15 protein-coding genes are annotated in these 18,275 nt (G+C 65.1%); 8 read left to right on the forward strand and 7 right to left on the reverse strand.

What is annotated here, in order from left to right:
• The first annotated feature begins 198 nt into the window (after positions 1-198).
• From EFAMC2_RS00785 to EFAMC2_RS00805, 5 genes are all read left to right on the forward strand, one after another.
• Positions 199-1,176, forward strand: coding sequence for an ABC transporter substrate-binding protein (locus tag EFAMC2_RS00785; protein ID WP_154026047.1), 978 nt, complete (start codon positions 199-201; stop codon positions 1,174-1,176).
• Positions 1,177-1,249: 73 nt separating this feature from the next.
• A complete protein-coding gene (locus tag EFAMC2_RS00790; RefSeq protein ID WP_154026049.1) occupies positions 1,250-2,164 on the forward strand; it encodes an ABC transporter permease in 915 nt (304 codons plus the stop codon).
• An 8-nt stretch (positions 2,165-2,172) separates the two neighbouring features.
• On the forward strand, positions 2,173-2,967 hold the full coding sequence (locus EFAMC2_RS00795; protein WP_154026254.1) for an ABC transporter ATP-binding protein: 795 nt from the start codon (positions 2,173-2,175) through the stop codon (positions 2,965-2,967).
• Between the two features lie 883 nt (positions 2,968-3,850).
• Positions 3,851-4,435 carry a hypothetical protein gene (locus EFAMC2_RS00800; protein ID WP_154026052.1) on the forward strand — a complete coding sequence of 195 codons (585 nt, stop codon included), beginning with the start codon at positions 3,851-3,853 and terminating at the stop codon, positions 4,433-4,435.
• Positions 4,436-4,614: 179 nt separating this feature from the next.
• Entirely contained in the window at positions 4,615-5,628 is a 1,014-nt protein-coding gene (locus tag EFAMC2_RS00805) for a helix-turn-helix domain-containing protein (protein ID WP_187325056.1), read from the forward strand.
• Between the two features lie 318 nt (positions 5,629-5,946).
• Here EFAMC2_RS00805 and EFAMC2_RS00810 read toward each other — a convergent pair whose 3' ends face one another.
• A complete protein-coding gene (locus EFAMC2_RS00810) occupies positions 5,947-6,639 on the reverse strand; it encodes a phosphatase PAP2 family protein (RefSeq protein ID WP_261979957.1) in 693 nt (230 codons plus the stop codon).
• 77 nt (positions 6,640-6,716) lie between these two features.
• Positions 6,717-6,824: a LysR family transcriptional regulator gene (locus EFAMC2_RS00815; RefSeq protein WP_154026056.1), complete on the reverse strand. Its 108-nt coding sequence runs from the start codon at positions 6,822-6,824 to the stop codon at positions 6,717-6,719.
• 471 nt (positions 6,825-7,295) lie between these two features.
• Here EFAMC2_RS00815 and EFAMC2_RS00820 point away from each other — a divergent pair, with 471 nt between their 5' ends.
• Both EFAMC2_RS00820 and EFAMC2_RS00825 read left to right on the forward strand, forming a co-directional pair.
• Complete coding sequence (locus EFAMC2_RS00820; protein WP_154026258.1) at positions 7,296-8,240, forward strand: SPFH domain-containing protein; 945 nt, start codon at positions 7,296-7,298, stop codon at positions 8,238-8,240.
• A 75-nt stretch (positions 8,241-8,315) separates the two neighbouring features.
• Positions 8,316-8,498 (forward strand): Arc family DNA binding domain-containing protein, encoded by a 183-nt coding sequence (locus tag EFAMC2_RS00825; RefSeq protein ID WP_154026058.1) that lies wholly within the window; start codon positions 8,316-8,318, stop codon positions 8,496-8,498.
• Positions 8,499-8,688: 190 nt separating this feature from the next.
• Here the strand turns inward: EFAMC2_RS00825 and EFAMC2_RS00830 are convergent, their stop codons facing one another.
• Complete coding sequence (locus EFAMC2_RS00830) at positions 8,689-9,441, reverse strand: glutamine amidotransferase-related protein (protein WP_261979958.1); 753 nt, start codon at positions 9,439-9,441, stop codon at positions 8,689-8,691.
• 402 nt (positions 9,442-9,843) lie between these two features.
• Between EFAMC2_RS00830 and EFAMC2_RS00835 the strand changes: the two genes are divergently transcribed.
• Entirely contained in the window at positions 9,844-10,779 is a 936-nt protein-coding gene (locus tag EFAMC2_RS00835; protein WP_187325058.1) for an AEC family transporter, read from the forward strand.
• A gap of 206 nt (positions 10,780-10,985) precedes the next feature.
• On the opposite strand, the gene EFAMC2_RS00840 is transcribed toward EFAMC2_RS00835, so the two are convergent.
• The 4 genes from EFAMC2_RS00840 to EFAMC2_RS00855 form a co-directional block, all read right to left on the reverse strand.
• Positions 10,986-14,447, reverse strand: coding sequence for a 4-alpha-glucanotransferase (locus EFAMC2_RS00840; RefSeq protein WP_154026062.1), 3,462 nt, complete (start codon positions 14,445-14,447; stop codon positions 10,986-10,988).
• 64 nt (positions 14,448-14,511) lie between these two features.
• Positions 14,512-16,008, reverse strand: a complete 1,497-nt coding sequence (glgA, locus tag EFAMC2_RS00845) for a glycogen synthase GlgA (RefSeq protein WP_154026064.1) — start codon at positions 16,006-16,008, stop codon at positions 14,512-14,514.
• The gene (gene glgD / locus EFAMC2_RS00850; RefSeq protein WP_154026066.1) at positions 16,005-17,105 is read right to left on the reverse strand and encodes a glucose-1-phosphate adenylyltransferase subunit GlgD; all 1,101 of its coding nucleotides are present in this window, start codon (positions 17,103-17,105) and stop codon (positions 16,005-16,007) included. Before glgD ends, glgA begins: the two co-directional genes overlap by 4 nt.
• 3 nt (positions 17,106-17,108) lie before the next feature.
• Positions 17,109-18,257 (reverse strand): glucose-1-phosphate adenylyltransferase, encoded by a 1,149-nt coding sequence (locus tag EFAMC2_RS00855; RefSeq protein WP_154026068.1) that lies wholly within the window; start codon positions 18,255-18,257, stop codon positions 17,109-17,111.
• Positions 18,258-18,275 lie beyond the last annotated feature (18 nt).

The raw sequence follows: 18,275 nt of genomic DNA on the forward strand, positions 1-18,275 counted from the left end.
GCTGACTCACGAGGTGCGGCACCCCACGCGCAGGCCCTCCAACCCCGCGTAAGGTTACAAGTTGATGGCACATGCCGCCCCTCGGACCCCTTAGGGCCTCGATTTGCAGCGCTAGTAGCTAGAATTCAGTCACTTGTACATATGTGGCGCAGAGACCGGCCCCGCTGGCCCCGGCTCCACATGAAGGAGGGGGACAGCATGAAGTCCATTTCCAGGCGCACCTTCATCGCCGCCGGCGCCGGCACCGCAGCGCTCTTCGCGCTCGGCGCGTGCGGCAACTCCGGCAACGGCGGCTCGGGCGGCTCCGGCAAGACCTACAAGATCGGCGTTCTCCAGCTCACCCAGCACGCCGCCCTCGACGCCGCCAACGACGGCTTCATCAAGGCGCTCGACGAGTCTGGCCTGAAGTACGAGGCAGACCAGCAGAACGCCAACAACGACCAGAGCACCCTGGCCACCGTTGCCTCCAAGTTCGTGGGCGATGGCGTCGACCTCATCTACGCCATCGCCACGCCGGCCGCCCAGGCCGTCCTCGCCGCCACCGACGAGATTCCCGTCGTGGGCTGCGCCATCACCGACTACGCCGCCTCCGGCCTCGTGGCGGACAACGAGAAGCCCGGCGGCAACCTCACCGGCACCTCCGACATGAACCCGGTGGACGAGCAGATTGCCATGCTCCAGAAGGTGCTGCCCAACGCCAAGCACGTTGGCATGCTCTACGCCTCCAACGAGTCCAACTCGCAGCTCCAGGTCGAGATGGCCGAGGCCGCCTGCGACAAGGCAGGCCTCACCCACGAGCGCTTCACGGTCTCCAGCTCCAACGAGGTCCAGTCCGTGGTTGAGTCCATGGTGGGCAAGGTGGACGCCGGCTACTCCCCCACCGACAACACCATCGCCGCCGCCGCCGAGCAGATCGGCCAGATTGCCAAGGAGGGCAAGCTGCCGTTCGTGGTTGGCGAGGAGAACATGTGCATGGGCATGGGCGTCTGCACCCTCTCCATCGACTACACCGAGCTGGGCCACATGGCCGGCGAGATGGCCGTCAAGATTCTGAAGGGCGAGGACAAGCCTGCCGACATGGCCATCGCGACCGAGTCCTCCGACAAGCTCAAGGTCATCAAGAACGAGGACATGGCCAGCGCCCTGGGCATCGACCTCTCGGTGCTCGACGCGTAAACTCGGCTTCATACGTTCGTTGCGTGCCCCGGCGGATCGTCTCGCCGGGGCACGTTTCAGTGAAAGGAACGACATGGCAACAGCTATGCTCGGCGCCGTCTCACAAGGCATCCTCTGGGGCCTCATGGTGCTTGGCGTCTTCATCACCTTCAAGCTGCTCGACATCCCCGACCTCACGGTAGACGGCAGCTTCGCCACGGGTGGCGCGGTGGCGGCCGTCCTGGTTGTTGCCGGCGTTGACCCGGCGCTCGCCATCCTGGCGGCAACGGCAGCCGGCGCCGTCTGCGGCGCCGTCACGGGCTTCCTCACCACGGTCTTCGAGATTCCCGCAATCCTCTCGGGCATCCTCACGCAGATCAGCCTGTGGTCCATCAACCTGCGCATCATGGACAAGTCCAACACCCCGCTGCTCAAGAGCGACACCGTGTTCAGCAGGCTCGGCGATATGACGGGGCTCTCCAACAACGTCGTCGCCATCATCGTGGGCATCATCGTGGCCATCGTCGTGGTGGCCCTGCTCTACTGGTTCTTTGGCACCGAGATCGGCTCCGCCCTGCGCGCCACCGGCGACAACGAGGACATGATCCGCGCCCTCGGCGTCAACACCAACACCACCAAGATGATTGCCCTCACGCTCTCCAACGCGCTTGTAGGCCTCTCCGGCGGCCTCATCTGCGAGCAGCAGAAGTACGCGGACATCAACATGGGCACGGGCGCCATCGTGATCGGCCTTGCGGCCATCGTCATCGGCGAGGTGCTGGGCCGCCTCACCCCGGGCAAGCTCACGAGCTTCTCCAGCCGCCTGGTCTCCGCCGTGGTGGGTTCCATCGTGTACTTCCTCATCCGCGCCATCGTGCTGCAGCTGGGCATGGACCCCAACGACATGAAGCTGCTCTCCGCCATCATCGTGGCACTGGCCCTGTGCGTGCCCGTGGTTCTGGAGCGCGCGCAGCGTCGCGCCTCGTATTCGAAGGGAGGCGAGGAGTAATGGCCACCATGCTCAAGCTCTCCCACGTCAAGAAAACGTTCAACAAGAGCACCGTCACCGAGAAGCGCGCCCTCACGGGCGTTGACCTCGAGCTGGAGGAGGGTGACTTTGTCACCGTCATCGGCGGCAACGGCGCCGGCAAGTCCACGCTGCTCAACATGATCGCCGGCGTGTACCCGCTGGACTCGGGCGTCATCGAACTCGACGGCACGGACGTCTCGCGCCTCTCCGAGCCCGCGCGCGCCACGTGGCTGGGCCGCGTCTTTCAGGACCCGATGCGCGGCACCGCGGCCGACATGCAAATTGACGAGAACCTCGCCCTGGCCAAGCGCCGCGGCAAGAAGCGTACGCTGGCCTGGGGCATCACCAAGGAGGAGAAGGAGCAGTACCCCGCACTGCTAAAGACCCTCGACCTGGGACTCGACACGCGCATGAGCGCCAAGGTGGGCCTGCTCTCCGGTGGCCAGCGCCAGGCGCTGACCCTGCTCATGGCCACGCTCACCAACCCCAAGCTGCTGCTGCTCGACGAGCACACGGCCGCCCTGGACCCCAAGACGGCCAAGAAGGTACTCGACCTCACCGAGAAGATCGTGGACGAGCGCAAGCTCACCACCCTCATGGTGACGCACAACATGAACGACGCCATTCGCCTGGGCAACCGCCTGATCATGATGCACGAGGGCCACGTGATCTTTGACGTGGCGGGCGAGGAGAAGAAGTCCCTCACCGTACCCGACCTGCTGCAGAAGTTCGAGCAGGTCTCCGGCGGCGAGCTCGCGAACGACCGCATGCTGCTGAGCTAACGCGGCGGCGCATTGCAACGCCGCCCAGGGCATGCGCGATCGCAGCGCCTGGGCCCATTCATAGGCTGCCCCAACGGCCTCGTCCTCACGGACGGGCCGGGCTTGCCCACCAGAACCGAATGCGCTTCCGCCAACGGCCTCGTCCTCACGGACGGGGCCGTTTTTATGGGCGAAGTTCCTTGTAGGCGCAGCTACTTATGAGCGAAGTTTCTTATGGGCGCATCCCCTTATGGGAGATGTTCCTTATGGGCGCAATCCCCGCCCCACCGTCTCTTGGCGCCCCTCGTGGCTGCGACGCATCGGCACATCACCCCCTATCCCTTGCGGGAGCGATTATTTGATTTGGGCACCGTACCCTCGCGGATGAATCTGCTTGTTTGTTTGACGAACCAGTCAATTTCTACAAGATTGCGACCTTGATGCCGGCGGCCGACGCAGGCACACCACTCGTCGAAGCCCCTCACGCCGCTACACCGCACCTGACCTTGGGTGTCAGATCTCTGTCAGACCCCCGTTAGGCCGCATCCAGCTTGCGCCTGATAGCCTGAAATCACCCTCACGGGCCAGGTCGCTCGCAGAATGCCCACACGGCAGAACACCCGAGCGGCAACGAGCGACCGCCACGGGACAAGCGGCAAGCCAGTGAGGGCTTCCCCCGGACGGCGGCCCCAAGAATGGGCCCGCCTCCTACCCCATCGCAAAGAAGGGAGGCACCATGGGTGAGCAGCAAAGCGCCGGCGGGCAAATCCCGGTACCGGTGACCAAGCCACGACTCGCGAAAATGGAGGCTGAGCGGCATCGTACGTCGGCGCTTGAACTGCATCGCATGACGGGGACGGCCAGACCACACTGCAGGACGACGATAGCCGGGCCACGGCGCGAGATGGAAGCAACCGAATCCGCAGAACCGACCAGGCCCGACCTGTTCTACGAAACCCTCGACGCGTTGCTCACCTACGTAAACCGAATCCTGGGACTGAGCGAGCTCGACCGCATCACCATGCGCTGCCGAGACAGGCGCGTGCTCGAAGAGGGGTCGCGCGTGCTGGACGCGCTCTGGGTGCACCGCGAGCTCATCGGCACGTTTGTGCGCGAGAATCCGCTTTGCCTTCCCGCAGACCGACTTGCCTGCGCCCTGCCATGGTGTCACGCCGTCCGCGACCTGTTCGCCTGCGTTGACGTCCATGCAGAATACGCCGTCTACCTTGGGAGAGACCGCCTCTTTGCCGTGCGGCCCGTCCTTGGCAGGCCTGCCACCCCTTCGGCGACTCCCTCGCTTGCCAGGCTCGTGCTCCTCCCATTTGACGGGCATATCGTCACGGACAGCCGCATCGTCCAGCTGAGCGACAAGCTTGGCCCGGGCGGCGCCGAGCAGCTTGCCACCCACCTGGCAGCCGCCTCGAGGCAGCCCCTCATCGAGACCGCGTCGCAGCTCATAGCCTTTGGCAAGGAAGTCGAGAACCCGTAGCGCGATGGCCTCGAAAGCCCAAGATTCAGCAGGCCTGCGCGGTCGAGCCTCATAGGTCGCCAGCTAAAAGCAAGGCAGCGGCACCACATGGTATTCTTTGGCTGTTGCACCAATCCCGCGCGCGGCCCCCGCGGCCTGCAATGCGGACCCAATCACTTGGAACAGGAGGGCGCAAGCCCATGAGAACCGAAACCGCCGAGGCGTTCTCCCGCCTCGTCTCCACCTTCGTCACCCTAATCGAGTCAACGGGCTCAGTGCTGCCCAACGACATCGAGCAGCGCATCGTCGCCAACCCGCTCAAGGCCTGCGAGCTGCTGAACGAGCTCGCGCTTTCGTGCGATGCCATCGACGAGCAGACCGACGCCATCCTCGCCGCCATCTTCGAGTCCATGGACCCCGCAGACGCACGTGCCGAGGTTGACGAGGACACGCAGGCCCGCCTCGAGCGCGCCTTCGCCCGCTCCCACCGCGAGCCGGAGCCGGAACCCGAGCCGGAGCCCGAGCCCGCCCGCGAGGATCCGGAAGTCTGGGAGGGCCATGGCGAGGACTCTCAGGCCGAGGAGCAGGAGCGCAAGGAGCCGCGCCGTCGCGGGCGCAAGGCTCACGCGGAGCGTCGCCGTGGCGAGAACGGTGACGAGGCCGCACCCGAGCGCGCCGAGAAGCGTCGCGCATCCAAGAAGTCCGCCCCCAAGGGTGAGTCTTCCGCAGACGAGGGCGCAGAGGCCGCCGCGCGGGAGCAGGAAGCCCCCGCCGCCGAGAGCGCGGCTTTGGCCGGCGGGACCCCTGCGGACGCAAGCGCCCCTGCGCCCAACGCCCAGGCAGCTCCCGCGCCCGAGGCCACCGCACAGGCCGAGTCCCCGACCGCGCCCGAGACGCAGACTGAGCCTGCGCATGAGCCCAAGGTAACAAGCAGCGCGAGCCCCGAGGACAAGCCCGGGCACGCGGGCGATGGGGCGGCCGATGACAAGCCCGCCAAGCCAGCCAAGAAGACCAGGGCAAAGGCCGCGCCCGTTGCCGCCAAGGCCCCCGAGCCAGGCGAGGAGGTCCTCACCGTGGACCAGGCCATCGCCGTCCTCAAGGTGAGCCGCCCCACGGTCTACAAGCTCATCGAGTCTGGTAAGCTCCCCGCCTTCAAGAAGGGTCGCTCCTGGCAGATTTCCGCCAAGGCGGTCGCGGAGATTTCCGCCAAGTAGCAGCGGCACCCAGATAGCAGCCGAAACAAGGAGGCACCCGGAACACGACGTGCGTTCCGGGCGCCCTTTTATGCTGCATTCGTTTTGAAATGCCACTCTGTCCGCTCCGTCCGGCTCGCCCCAAACCAGCCAAACCGGTCGGCCCGCCTGCTTCGCTCGGCTCGTTCTTAGCCGCCCAAACCATCCGCTCCGTCCGGCTCGCCCCAAACCATCCCAACCGGCCGGTTTGGCCACACCGCCCGGCTCTTGCCCGCACGCCAATGCCGCATCCCACGGACCCGCACGCCAATGCCGCGCGTGCCACAAGCCTGCAACGCCCTACCCCAGCGGGCGCTCCTCGTCCTCCAGGAAGAGCGGCACCGCGATGCGCGTGTACAGCGCAAGCCACATGGCCGAGACGCAGAAGCCCGCCAGCACATCCGACGCATAATGAACACCCAGGTAGACGCGACTGAGACCCACCATCACGATAACAAGCGCAAACGCCGCCACAAACACGTTGCGCATCCTGCGGTCGCGCTCGTAGTGCCACACAAGCCACGCCAGCAGGCCAAAGAACGCCATGGCCACCATCGAATGTCCCGAGGGGAAGCTGAAGCCACTCACCGAGGCCAGGCGAAAGCCGTCGGGACGCGGGCGCCGGATGATGAACTTGAGCAGCTGGTTGAGCAACACCACCAACCCCAGGTTCACCGCGCAGCACCAGCCCGGCCGACGTCCCGGTGCAAAGGCGGCAGCCGCCAGCAGCAGCACGAGCAAGGTCACGGGCGTCGCCAACGCAGAGAAGCTCTCCATGATGGGCGTGAGCCAATCCGCGCGCATGTGCTCCACTACGAGCCAATAGGCGCCGCGGTCGAGCTTCATGAGCTCGCCGTTGAGCACATCCTCGAGCAGTGCCAGAAACACCACGCCGCACACGGCAACAACCACGAGGCGCAGGCTACCTCGCATGAGCCCCCACAGGCGCCCCGGCACGGACGCCCAGTCAACCCGCTTGCTCTCCTCAGCCATCGCCACCTCCACAGTCGGAAACGCCTGACGCCCAGTATGCCCCGGTCAGACCGCCACAGCAATTACCGCGAGGTGAACTACTCCCCCGCGCCGCCCTCGTACGTCTTGCGCATGCGGTCAAGCAGTGCCTCGGCCGCGCCAGAGACACTGCCCTCGCGCGCGAGGGGCAGGAAGTACTCAAGCACGCGGATTTCTGTCGATAAGGCGCCCGCTGGCAACTCTCAGCCAGCGGGCGCCTTAAACTTTGCCGCAAATTTGTTGTCTTGCTTCCAGACCTCAAGAACAAACTAATTGGAATATATATATCAGCCGGTAGAAAGGCCGCCCACTTCACCTCAATACCCCCTTACTCGATAGGGATCGAGCTAGACAACAAATTTGCCCGCATCTTTCCCTCACCTCTGCTCAACTCCCTGCAATCAACCCAAACACCTAACAGAGGAGCTCTTGACGTGGTCTCAATGTGTTATCACAATGGCCTCAGCGTCGTGGCAGCGACGGCTCGGGGCCCGACCCTCCCCGCCTCCAACTGGGCGCATGCAGGCGCCAGCGCGCCGGCATGGTAGAAAGGAACTCTCATGAGTGCTCGCACACCTCAGACGGACCCAACGCCACACAGTTCCGAAAAGCCCCTTGAGGCCAAGAGTGGTTGGGGCATGCTGTTCGCTATGGCAGTCCTGCTCGTTATCTTCGTGGCGGCAGTCGTCATCACCGGCATAAACGCCGCCTCCTACCCCGAGGACTCCGTCCCCGTCAGCGCCGGCGCCGCACTCGCCGTCTCCATTGTCCTACTCTGCCTCTGGTGCATCCCCGTTGCCGGCTTCTTCACCGTACAGCCCGGCCAGGCGCGCGTCTGCATCCTGTTCGGCACCTACAAGGGCACGGTGCGCAAGAGCGGTTTCTTCTGGGCAAACCCCTTCTACAGCCGCTCGCTCTCGAGCGCCGATGCCCCGCTCGCCATCCAGCTCACGAGCAATGCCAAGGCCTGCAAGGGCCTCTCCACCACCGTGTCCGTGCGCGCCCGCACGCTCAACGGCGACAAGCTCAAGGTCAACGACCGCATGGGCAACCCCATCGAAATCGCGAGCGTCGTGGTCTGGCACGTGGCCGACACTGCTCGCGCCCTCTTTGACGTGGACCATTACCCCAGTTACGTGTCCATGCAGGCCGAGACGGCGTTGCGCCACGTGGCAAGCGTCTACGCCTACGACCACATGGAGGACGACGACGCCTCCAACCAGTCAATCACGCTGCGCTCCGACATCGAGGAGGTCTCCGAAACCCTCAAGGCCGAGCTCGGCCGCCGTCTTGCCCCAGCGGGCGTAGCCGTGGACGACGCGCGCCTCACCCACCTCGCCTACGCGCCGGAGATCGCGCCGGCGATGCTCCGCCGCCAACAGGCCGAGGCCGTCATCGCCGCTCGCAAGAAGATCGTCGAGGGCGCCGTCTCCATGGTGGACATGGCGGTGACCAAGCTCTCCGAGGACGGCGTGCTCGACCTGGACGACGAGCGCAAGGCGGCCATGGCGTCCAACCTCATGGTGGTGCTCTGCGGCGAGTCCGAGGCGCAGCCCGTGGTCAACACCGGATCGCTGTACTAGGCAGGAATACTCGACCGGAGCCGGCCCCGCCTCGCGGCACGGGCCGGCGCCGGCGCACTCACGAACGGTGGCACCATGGCGCGCAAGCAATATCCCCTCCGCATAGACCCCAAGATCTGGGAGGCCGTTCAGCAGTGGGCGGCCGACGAGATGCGCAGCGCCAACGGCCAGGTGGAGTGGATGCTGCGGGATGCCCTGCGCAGGGCCGGTCGGTTGCCCGATAAAGACAAGAAGCCCTCACGCGATGCCGACGCATAAGGCTCTAACGCGCCGGACGGCCTCATGGCCGCCCGGCGCGTTTTGTTGCAGGTCGCAGGCAGACCGCGAGCCACCATCTCAGCTGCGCCAGGCAAGCAAACCGTTGCCGCCACCTTACGCCCGCCCGGATTTCCCCGTTGCCATCTCGGTCGTGCCGGGTTAACGGGCGGCTGTTGCCGGTCGCATCAAGTCAGCGAGCCGTTGCCGCCAGGCGGTCGAGGAAGCCAAACAGGGCTTCGTTCATGGGACGATAGTCATGGGCGAGCAGGGCTTCCGCAGACTCCACGTAGGGACAATCGGCATAGCGTGCAAGCTCGTCAGTCGAAGCCGCAACGATACCCTTGATGGACTCGCTTGTGAACTCGAGATGACATTGGAATCCGTAGACACCCTCGGCATAGCGCACTAACTGCCGCGGACAGCTTGCGCTTGTCGCCAGCACCTCGGCACCAGGCGCAAGCCCCGGCATGTCGCCATGCCAGTGACCCACCGGCAGGCCCTCACCCAGGCTCGCGAGCAGCGGGTCTGCAAGACCTTCGGCCGTGAGCTCGACGGGAAACAAGCCAATCTCGCGCTCCGGGCTATGGTCAAAAGAGCCGCCAAACGCATCACCCATGAGCTGAGAGCCCAAGCACACGCCCACCACGCGCGTGCCCGCATCGGCGCAGACACGGATGAGCCGCTCCTCGGCCGCGGCGTCAAAGTATGGGCACTCGGCCTTAGTGGTGGCTGGAGACTGAGGTCCGCCCATCACAATGAGCTGGTCGATGCCCTCGGGGCTCGCCGGCAGCACGTCCCCCGCATACAGGCGCGTATACGTGACCTCATGGCCGCGCGCCCGGGCCCACTCCTCGTACGCACCCGGCGCCTCAAACGACTCGTGAATCACAAAGTGCACGCGCATACCGCCCACAGCCAACCCCCTCGTCATGGTTTTTGTCATGGTAACCCCGTGCGAGGCCGCCAAACAAAATGGAAACGCTCCGTACACGCACGCCGGCCGACGGCCAGCGGAGTGCCGAGCGTCCGGCCCTTGTGGAGCCGCACAGCCGGCAGCCCGGCACCCACTGCCGGCAATCTGGGGCCTGCGGCCATCCCGGATCCCGTGCTACCGACCATGCGTTCGCCCAATTGATACACGACGCGGACGCTTCTCTCGTTCTCGTTGGAACGACGGGCCGGAGCCCTTGTCCACACCCGCAATCCCTGAAACCGATACACCCAGCTCAGGACCCCTTTTCTTTACCGGCGTTCAACCATCTCGCCCCTTCCGCGCGCTACAATGCCCGAGTTTGGCAATGCGCAGGGGTCGCCCAGCAACGGCTCGCAAAGGAGGCTGCGGCGGATGGTATCTCCCCTTGAGGCCATGGGGCAGATGGTTGGCATGCTCGTGATCGTGGCCGTGGGCTACGTTGCCGGCAAGCTCGACTACCTCGACGGCCACACCATCAAGCACGTCTCCAACCTCGTCATCGACATCGCCATGCCCTGCCTCGTGGTTTCCTCCGCAACGGAGCTCGACCCCTCCGCCGCCTCTACCGAGGTGCCCTGGAGCTTCGCCCTCGCCACGGTGCTGTGGTTTGCGCTGCTCGGAACCTGCTGGCTCTGCAACCACCTCCTGCGCACGCCCAGGGAGCAGCACGGCCTCTACCTCTTTGCCGGCACCTGCACCAACACGTCGTTCCTCGGCATCCCCATCGCGCTCGCCATCCTGGGTCAGCGCAGCGCCGTGGGGGCGAGCATCTTTGACATGGTCACCACAGTGTTCAACTTCACGATTGGCTTCGCCATCCTGTCTGCCAGCGGAAAGGACGGCCAGAAGAAGTCCCCGCTCGACATACTCAAGGCGCCCGTGGTCTACGCCTGCCTCATCGCCATCGCGATGTTCTTCACCGGTTGGCAGCTGCCTGCGGGAGCCCAGAGCGTGCTCGCGAGCATCGGCGAGATTACCTCGCCGCTCGCCATGCTCGTGGTGGGCGCACTCGTAGCCCAGGCAGACCTCAAGAGCGTCTTCACCGAATGGCGCGCCTATCCGTTTGCCATCATCCGTCAGCTCGTGATGGCCGTCGTGCTCTTTCTCCTGGTGCGCGCCATCTCGCCCGAGCCCATACTCGCAGACCTCTTCGCAATCATGTTTGCCCTACCCACGGGCGCCATCGTGCCCACCTTCGCCGACATGTGCGGCGCCGACAGCGAGCTTGGCGCCCGCAACACGGTAGTGAGCACGCTGCTCTCCTTCGTGCTCATCCCGACCGTCGTCGCCATCGTCGGGACGCTGTAGCGCGAGCGCACAAACCAGCGAAGCCGTAGGCCTCGAACCGCTCTTTGGCGCCATCCCGCGAGCCTCGCGCCGCTCAGCGCCGCCACCCAGAGTTCCGGCATAGCTCCGAATCAGCACAGCAAAGCGCCCGACAGCCTCTCGGTCATCGGGCGCTTTTCTCGAGGAACTGAGGCCGTGCGGGCCGGCCACTCCGGCCAATCAACCGGCTACTTGGCCATACGGCCACTCTGCTCGGTCAGCCCGAGCAGGCAGGCCTCGCTCGCGGCAAGCTCATCGCCGTCCGCGTGCCAGCGCCAGTTGCCGCCGGCCACACCCGGCACGTTCATGCGGGCCTCGTCGCCCAGGAGCATCGCGTCCTGCAGCGTGCACATCACCACGCCGGCGTCGCTGTCATAGGCCTGTTCCATGAGCTTGCGCGCCAGGTCCTGCGCGTCATCGCGCGCGAAGCCGTAGCGCGTGGCGCACCAGCCCACCAGAGTCGAGGTGTCGTGCGTGGACGTATAGGCCACGCGGCCCGGCTTGGGCACCCAGCCGTTACGCACATCGCCGTCGGCAAACAGGAGCACGTCCATGCCGGGGCAGCCCACCTGCGCCAGCAGCGCGCGCGTGGCAGGCGTGATGGAGCCCAGGTCCTCCGCCAAGAGCGGCAGCGGGCCAAACTTCTTGTACGCGGCGCGGAACAGGTCGATGCCCGGACCGATGTGCCACGAGCCGTCTGCCGCCACGCCGCCACGCGGCACGGAGTAGTAGTTCTGGAAGCCCAGGAAGTGGTCCAGGCGCACCACGTCGTAAAGCTCAAACGTGCGCTCCATGCGGCGCAGCCACCAGGCGTAGCCGTCTTCCTTCATGCGGTCCCAGCGATACGTGGGGTTGCCCCAGAGCTGGCCGTCGGCCGCAAAGGAGTCGGGCGGCGTGCCCGCCTGCATCTCAACGCGGCCATAGCGGTCAACGCTGAACTGGCCGGGGTTGGCCCATACGTCCGCCGAGGCGCAGGCCGGGTACATAGGGATGTCGCCGATGATCTTCACGCCGTTCTTGTTGGCGTAGGCGTGCAGCTCGTCCCACTCGCACTGGAACTCCCACTGGCAAAACTTGTGGAAGGCGATGCCCATGGAGTAGTGCGGGTCTCCCAACAGGCTCACGTCGTAGTGGTGGATGTCGGGCGGCCACTCCTGCCAGCTCTCCTGCGGCCTGTCCTCGCAGATGGTCACGTAGGCGGCGTACGGGTCGAGCCAGTCGGCGTTCTTCTCGCAGAACGCGCGATAGGCCGTAGTGGGCTTGAAGTGGCGGAACTTCTCCAGAAGCTCCTCGCGCGAATACTCGAGCAGGCGCTCGTTGCCGGCAAAGACCGAGGAGCCCGCATATGGGGAGCCAAAGCTGTCCGTGGGGTTCACCGGCAGAATCTGCCAGTAGTGCTGGCCCGTGCGGGCGAGGTAGTCCACGAAGTCGCGGCACGGCTTGCCGAGGGTGCCGGGGCGGCCCAGGTTGGGTACGCTCGTGATGTGGCAGACGATGCCCGCGCCCGGTTCCATGGGCTTGGAGAGGCGCTGTGCCTCGTCAAAGAGCACCACGGCGCTGCCGCAGGGGCCCAGCGTGAGCGACACGGAGTCACCATCGCGGCGCAGCGGCTGGTCACCGATGACCTCGCTTGCCTGCGCGCCGCGGTTGGAGATGGTGACGTTTCTGCTCTCGCGGAGGTTGCGGTTCACGAGCACGCAGACGCTCGGGCCGGGCACCGCGAACTTGCCGGAAGCACCCGGCGTCTCGGCGCCCACCGCACCATCGGCAAGCTCGGCGCCCGCCGGCAGCCTCCACCAGCCAAGGACGTCGTCGCCGCAGCTCACCGGGCGCACGATACCCTCCGTGAGCACCGGCAGGGCCTGGCGCAGCTGAATCACGTTGCGATACATCGTGCGACAGTCCGCGTCGCCGGAGCCCCACGGGAACGGCCCACGGTTGTACGGGTCCGAGAGACCCTCCATGCCAACCTCGTCGCCGTAGTAGATGCTCGGCACGCCCTCGAAGGTCATCTGCATGAGGGTGGCCAGCCAGAAGCGGGCCTTGGCCATCATGCGCTCGCCGTCGTTGAGTCGGCCGGGGAAATCGTCCGGCCAGGGCTGGCCCTCGGGGCGTTCCAGCGCGCCGCCCAGCACGCTCAGCAGGCGCGGACGGTCGTGGCTGGAGAGCAGGTTGAGTGCCGCGTGCATGGCCTCGGGCGGGTAGTTCTCCGCGATGCTCATGAGGCGCTCCGCGGCGTCTGCCGAGGTAATCTTGCCAAGCAAGAAGTCCAGCACCGCCGTGCGAAACGGGTAGTTCATGGCGGAGTCGAGCTCGTCTCCCAGAAGGTAGGTGCGGAGCTTGCCATAGCTCACCTTGTTGGAGGCATCCTCCCACACCTCGCCCAACACGAGCGCGTCGTCGCGCTCGGCAAGTGCGGCGGACTTGATGTCCTTGATGAACTCGTCCGGCAGCTCGTCGGCCACGTCAAGGCGCCAGCCGCGGGCGCCCAGACGCAGCCAGTGGCGCACCACGCCGTCCCTGCCGGCAATAAAGTCCTGGTAAGTGGGGTCGGTCTCGTTCACGGCCGGCAGGTCGTCCACGCCCCACCAACAGTCATAGGTTCCGTCGGGTTTGAAGTTGAACCAGCTCGCATGGGGCGAGCAGGCCAGCTCGGCCGCATGGGCGGCGTCGGCGGCAGGGCCCGTGGCGCCTGCGGCGGCGTCTGCCATCGGGTCCTCTGAGCCCGCCTCCTCGGCAGCCTTCACGCCGACCTTGTGCGCCTGCCAGGCACCCGGCTCGTCATAGGTGTTGTAGCGGTTGAAGGCGCGGGAGTCCGAGCCCACGTGATTGAACACGCCGTCCAGCACCACAGAGATACCGTACTCGGCGGCACGCTCGCACAGGTGCTTGAACTCCTCGTTGTCGCCCAGCATGTGGTCAACGACCAGGAAGTCTGCCGTGTCGTAGCGGTGGTTGCTGCGCGCCTCGAAGATGGGGTTGAGATAGAGCACCGTGACGCCCATGTCGGCCAGGTGCGGAAGCTTCTCGCGAATGCCGGAGAGGGTGCCGCCATAGAAGTCCCAGGAGGCGATGCGCCCGTCCTTGGTGCGCTCGTAGTGCGGCTCCACATCCCAACGATGCACCACGTGGCGCATCGGCCCCGGGATGCCGTCATCGGAGTCTCCGGTGTGGTAGTCCATGGCGTTGCGGGCGAGCTCGTGCCAGCCCGGGCCGCGGCGATAGCGGTCGGGGAAGATCTGGTAGACGATGCCATGGGTGAACCAGTCCGGCTTAACCTCACGCGGCTTATAGACCGTGAGCTGGAATGAGGGCGGCTGCCAGTCGCAGAGCGCACCCTCGCCGCCCGTATGGCCCTCCTTGGCGCCATAGCGCACAACCTTGCCGTCGGCGCGCTCGATCACAAACGTGTACCACACGAGCGCCGCCTGGCCGCACTCGTACTCGCACGTGTAGCGAACGCGGTCCGAGAGGCGCTCGGCCGTCATGGGGACGAAGCCCTCGCCCTCGCCATCGATCCAGGTACGCAGCGTAACGGTGGCGTCGCTCACGCCACCAACGTCAAGACGCAACACGACGGTGCCGCCCACAGGGGCGGCACCGAACGGATTTCTGTAAAGCGCATCGCGGCTGTCGTGATATGCCCACATGTCAAGGACACCTGCCTTCAAGCCCCCGGAGTCGGCCTTATCCCAACCCCGAGGGCCGGGCATGTCAGCGACTCCGCTTCTTGTTATAGGGAATGACCTCAGGATGCAGCTGGTGATAAACATCCAGGTACTGATTGGCCGATCTGCGCCATCCAAAGTCCGCCTCCATGGCGTTGCGCACAAGGCCGCTCCACGCATCCCTGTCTGTCCAGAATACCTCACAGGCCTCGAGAACCTTGGCGGCAAACTCGTCGCCGTTAAAGTTCGCGAAACTAAAGCCCGTGCCCTCACCCGTGAACTTGTTGTACGGAACGACGGAGTCCTTGAGGCCACCGGTCTCGCGCACCACAGGGAGCGCGCCGTAGCGCATAGCGATCATCTGTGAGAGGCCGCACGGCTCGAACTGGCTGGGCATCAGGAAGATGTCCGCACCCGCGTACATGCGGTGCGAGAGCGCCAGGTCAAAGTCGATGCGCGCCACCATGTGTCCCTTGTACTTCCAGTCGAAGTAGCGCAGGGAGTCCTCGTACTGATGGTCGCCGGTACCGAGCACGGCCACCTGCACCGAGCGGTCGAGCAGCTGGCCGAGCGCGTACTGCACCAGGTCGCAGCCCTTCTGCTTGGTGAGGCGGCTCACCATGACGCACAGCGGGCGCGTGGGGTCGGGGTCGAGCCCCAACTCGCGTTGCAGCGCCTCCTTGCAGGCAGCCTTGCCGGCAAGGTCGTCCTCGGAGTAGTTGGCCACGATCTGTGCGTCGGTGCGCGGGTTGAACTCCTCGGTGTCGATGCCGTTGAGGATGCCGTGCAGCTTCCACGCGCGCTCCTGGAAGATGTCCTCCAGCCCCTCGCCATAGAACGGCAGCTTAAGCTCCTCGGCATACGTGGGGCTCACCGTGGTGATGGTGTCGGCGTAGAGCAGGGCGCCCTTCATGAAGTTGATGGTCTTGGGACCCACGTACATCTGCGCCGCGGCGGGGGTATCCGCCAGGCCGCAGATGTCGACCATCACGTCGTCGCCATACTGACCCTGGAACTTGACGTTGTGGATCGAGAAGACCGTCTTCACGTTGTCGTAGTACGGCAGCCCCTTGTTGAACTCGCGCAGGAACACGCAGGACAGGGCCGTCTGCCAGTCGTTGCAGTGCAGCACGTCCGTGTCGTGCAGGTCTTTGACGCGGCCGATGCACTCGGTGATGGCCTTGGAGAAGAAGGCGAAGCGCTCGCCGTCGTCAAAGTCGCCGTAGATGGTGTCGCGGCCGAAGTAGTCCTCATTGTCGATGAAGTAGTAGTCGATGTTGTGCCACTTGAGGTAGTCGACACCGCACCAGACGTTCCTCCATCCCAGGTTGAGGTAGAAGTCGGTCACGTGACGCATACGGTCGCGGAACTCGGCCGGGATGCGACGGTACTTTGGCAGGATAACGCTCACCTTGGCGCCGCAACGGCGCAGCTCGTGCGGAAGCGATCCGGCGACGTCGCCCAGGCCGCCCGTCTTCACGAACGGGGCAGCCTCGGAGGCGGCGAACAGAATCTTGAGCTTCCTGCGGGTGCGTCCACTCATTCGCCCAGCCCGCCCTTCGCCTTGACAAGGACCGCATCAGGCGTGCCGCGCAGTTCGGTGCCGGCGCTGATCACGTTGTCGCGGTCGATGATCGCGTTCTCCACGCGGGCGCCACGGCAGATGGTGCAGCCTGTCATGATGACGCAGCCGCGCACGGAAGCACCCGGCTCAACGACGACGTTGCGCGAGAGGATGCTGTCGGCGACGCTGCCCATGATGTGGCAGCCGGCGGAGACAATACTGTTCGTGGCACGAGAGCCGGCCTCGTACTTGGTGGGCGGGTTGTCGTGCGCCTTGGTCATGATCGGGCGCTCCGCGGGGAAGAGCTCGTCGACGACCTTGGCCTCGAGCATCTCCTGGCTGCGCTTGTAGTACATGCGCGCGTCAAAGACGGAGCCCGTGTACATCTCGACCTTGTGGGCACGGATGTCAATCTGGCCCAGGTCACCCTCCATGGCCTCGAAAAGGTCCAGGTAGTCCACGTTGGCGTAGCGGTCGAGCAGCTCGAGGAGCTTCTCGCGGCGTACCACGAAGCAGTCCAGGAAGGCCTCGTCACCAAAGCGCGTGCCGTAGGTGAAGCCGCGCACGCGGCCGTCCTCGGTGTAGACGCTGGAGATGTCCCCCGCCTCGCAGCCAAACGTCTTGGTGAGCAGGGTGATGTCTGCGCCACTCTCTACGTGGGCCTTGATAAGGTCCTTGTAGTCGTAGTTGTAGATGATGTTCGCCGCAGTGACGACCACGTTGGTGGCCTTGTCACGCTCGAGGAACACCTTGTTGGAGAGCATGTCGCGAAGAAGGAAACGCGGGCCCTTGCGCGAGGTGCCGAAGGCAGAGCCCGGCATCAGAAAGATGCCGCCCTGCTTGCGGTCCAGGCCCCAATCCTTACCGGTGTAGAGGTGGTCTACCACCGAGCGATAGTTGAACGGCATGATGATGCCCACCGTGCGAATCCCAGAGTTCACCAGGTTGGACAGCGGAAAGTCTACGAGGCGGTAACGACCCATGAACGGGACGGCCGCCGCCGGGCGCGCCTTGGTGAGCGCGCCCGGGTGCTTGACGGAATAGTTGGTGGTGATGAGTCCGACCGCGGTCTCCATGGCCTACTCCTCCCCCTTCCCCACGACGACCTCGTCGCCGATGACTGCAGTGTCCTTGGTCACATCAACGCTACCGAGTTCGACGCCGGCCTCCACGACGGAGTTCTCGCCCAGGATGGCGCGTACCACGTGCGCCCCTTCCTTCACGACGGCGCCCGGGAACAGCACGGAGTCCTCGACGATGGCGCGCGGGCCGATCTGCGCGTCGGTGGAGATAATCGAGTGACGTGCCGTGCCCCAGATTTTGCAGCCGTTGGCAATGATGCAGTCGTCGATGTGGGCCTCGGGGCCAACGTAGTGTGGCGGGCGCACCGGGGCGTTGGTCATGAACGGGAAGTCCTTGTCAAAGAGGTCAAGCTCGGGGGTAGGACCGAGCAGGCCCATCGAGGTCTCGTGGTAGCTCGCGATGGTGCCGACGTCGCGCCAGAAGCCGCGGAACTCGTAGCAGAAGATGCGCTTCTGCTCCTCGAGAAGCTTCGGAATGATGTTCTTGCCAAAGTCGTGCTCGCTCGTGGGGTCGAGCGCGTCCTCCTTGAGGGACTTGAGCAGCACGTCGGTGGAGAAGACGTAGATGCCCATGGACGCGAGGTTGGAGTCCGGCTGCTTGGGCTTCTCGGTGAACTTCTGGACGGAGTCATCGTCGTTCTTGGTGATGATGCCAAAGCGGCTGGCCTCGGCCCACTCAACCGGCATGACCGAGATGGTAAGGTCCGCGTTGTTCTTGACGTGGCTCTCGACCATCTTGCTGTAGTCCATGCGATACAGGTGGTCACCAGAGAGGATCACAACGTACTTGGGGTTGTAGCTCTCGATGTAGCCGATGTTCTGGAAGATGGCGTCTGCGGTGCCGGCATACCAGTTGCCGCCGGTCTCCGTGGAGTACGGGGGAAGGATGGAGACACCACCGTCTCGCGCGTCAAGGTTCCACGCCGCACCCGTTCCAATGTAGGAATGCAGCAGATACGGACGGTACTGGGTAAGCACGCCCACCGTATCGATGCCCGAGTTCGCGCAGTTGGACAGCGCGAAGTCGATGATGCGGTACTTCCCTCCGAACGAGACGGCCGGCTTCGCGATGTTGCGCGTCAGCGCCAAAAGCCTGCTTCCCTGACCACCGGCCAGGAGCATCGCGATGCACTCTTTGCTGCTCATGTCCTTCCCCCTTCTAGC

The organism is Olsenella uli, from assembly GCF_901212655.1.
Lineage (GTDB): Bacteria > Actinomycetota > Coriobacteriia > Coriobacteriales > Atopobiaceae > Parolsenella > Parolsenella uli_A.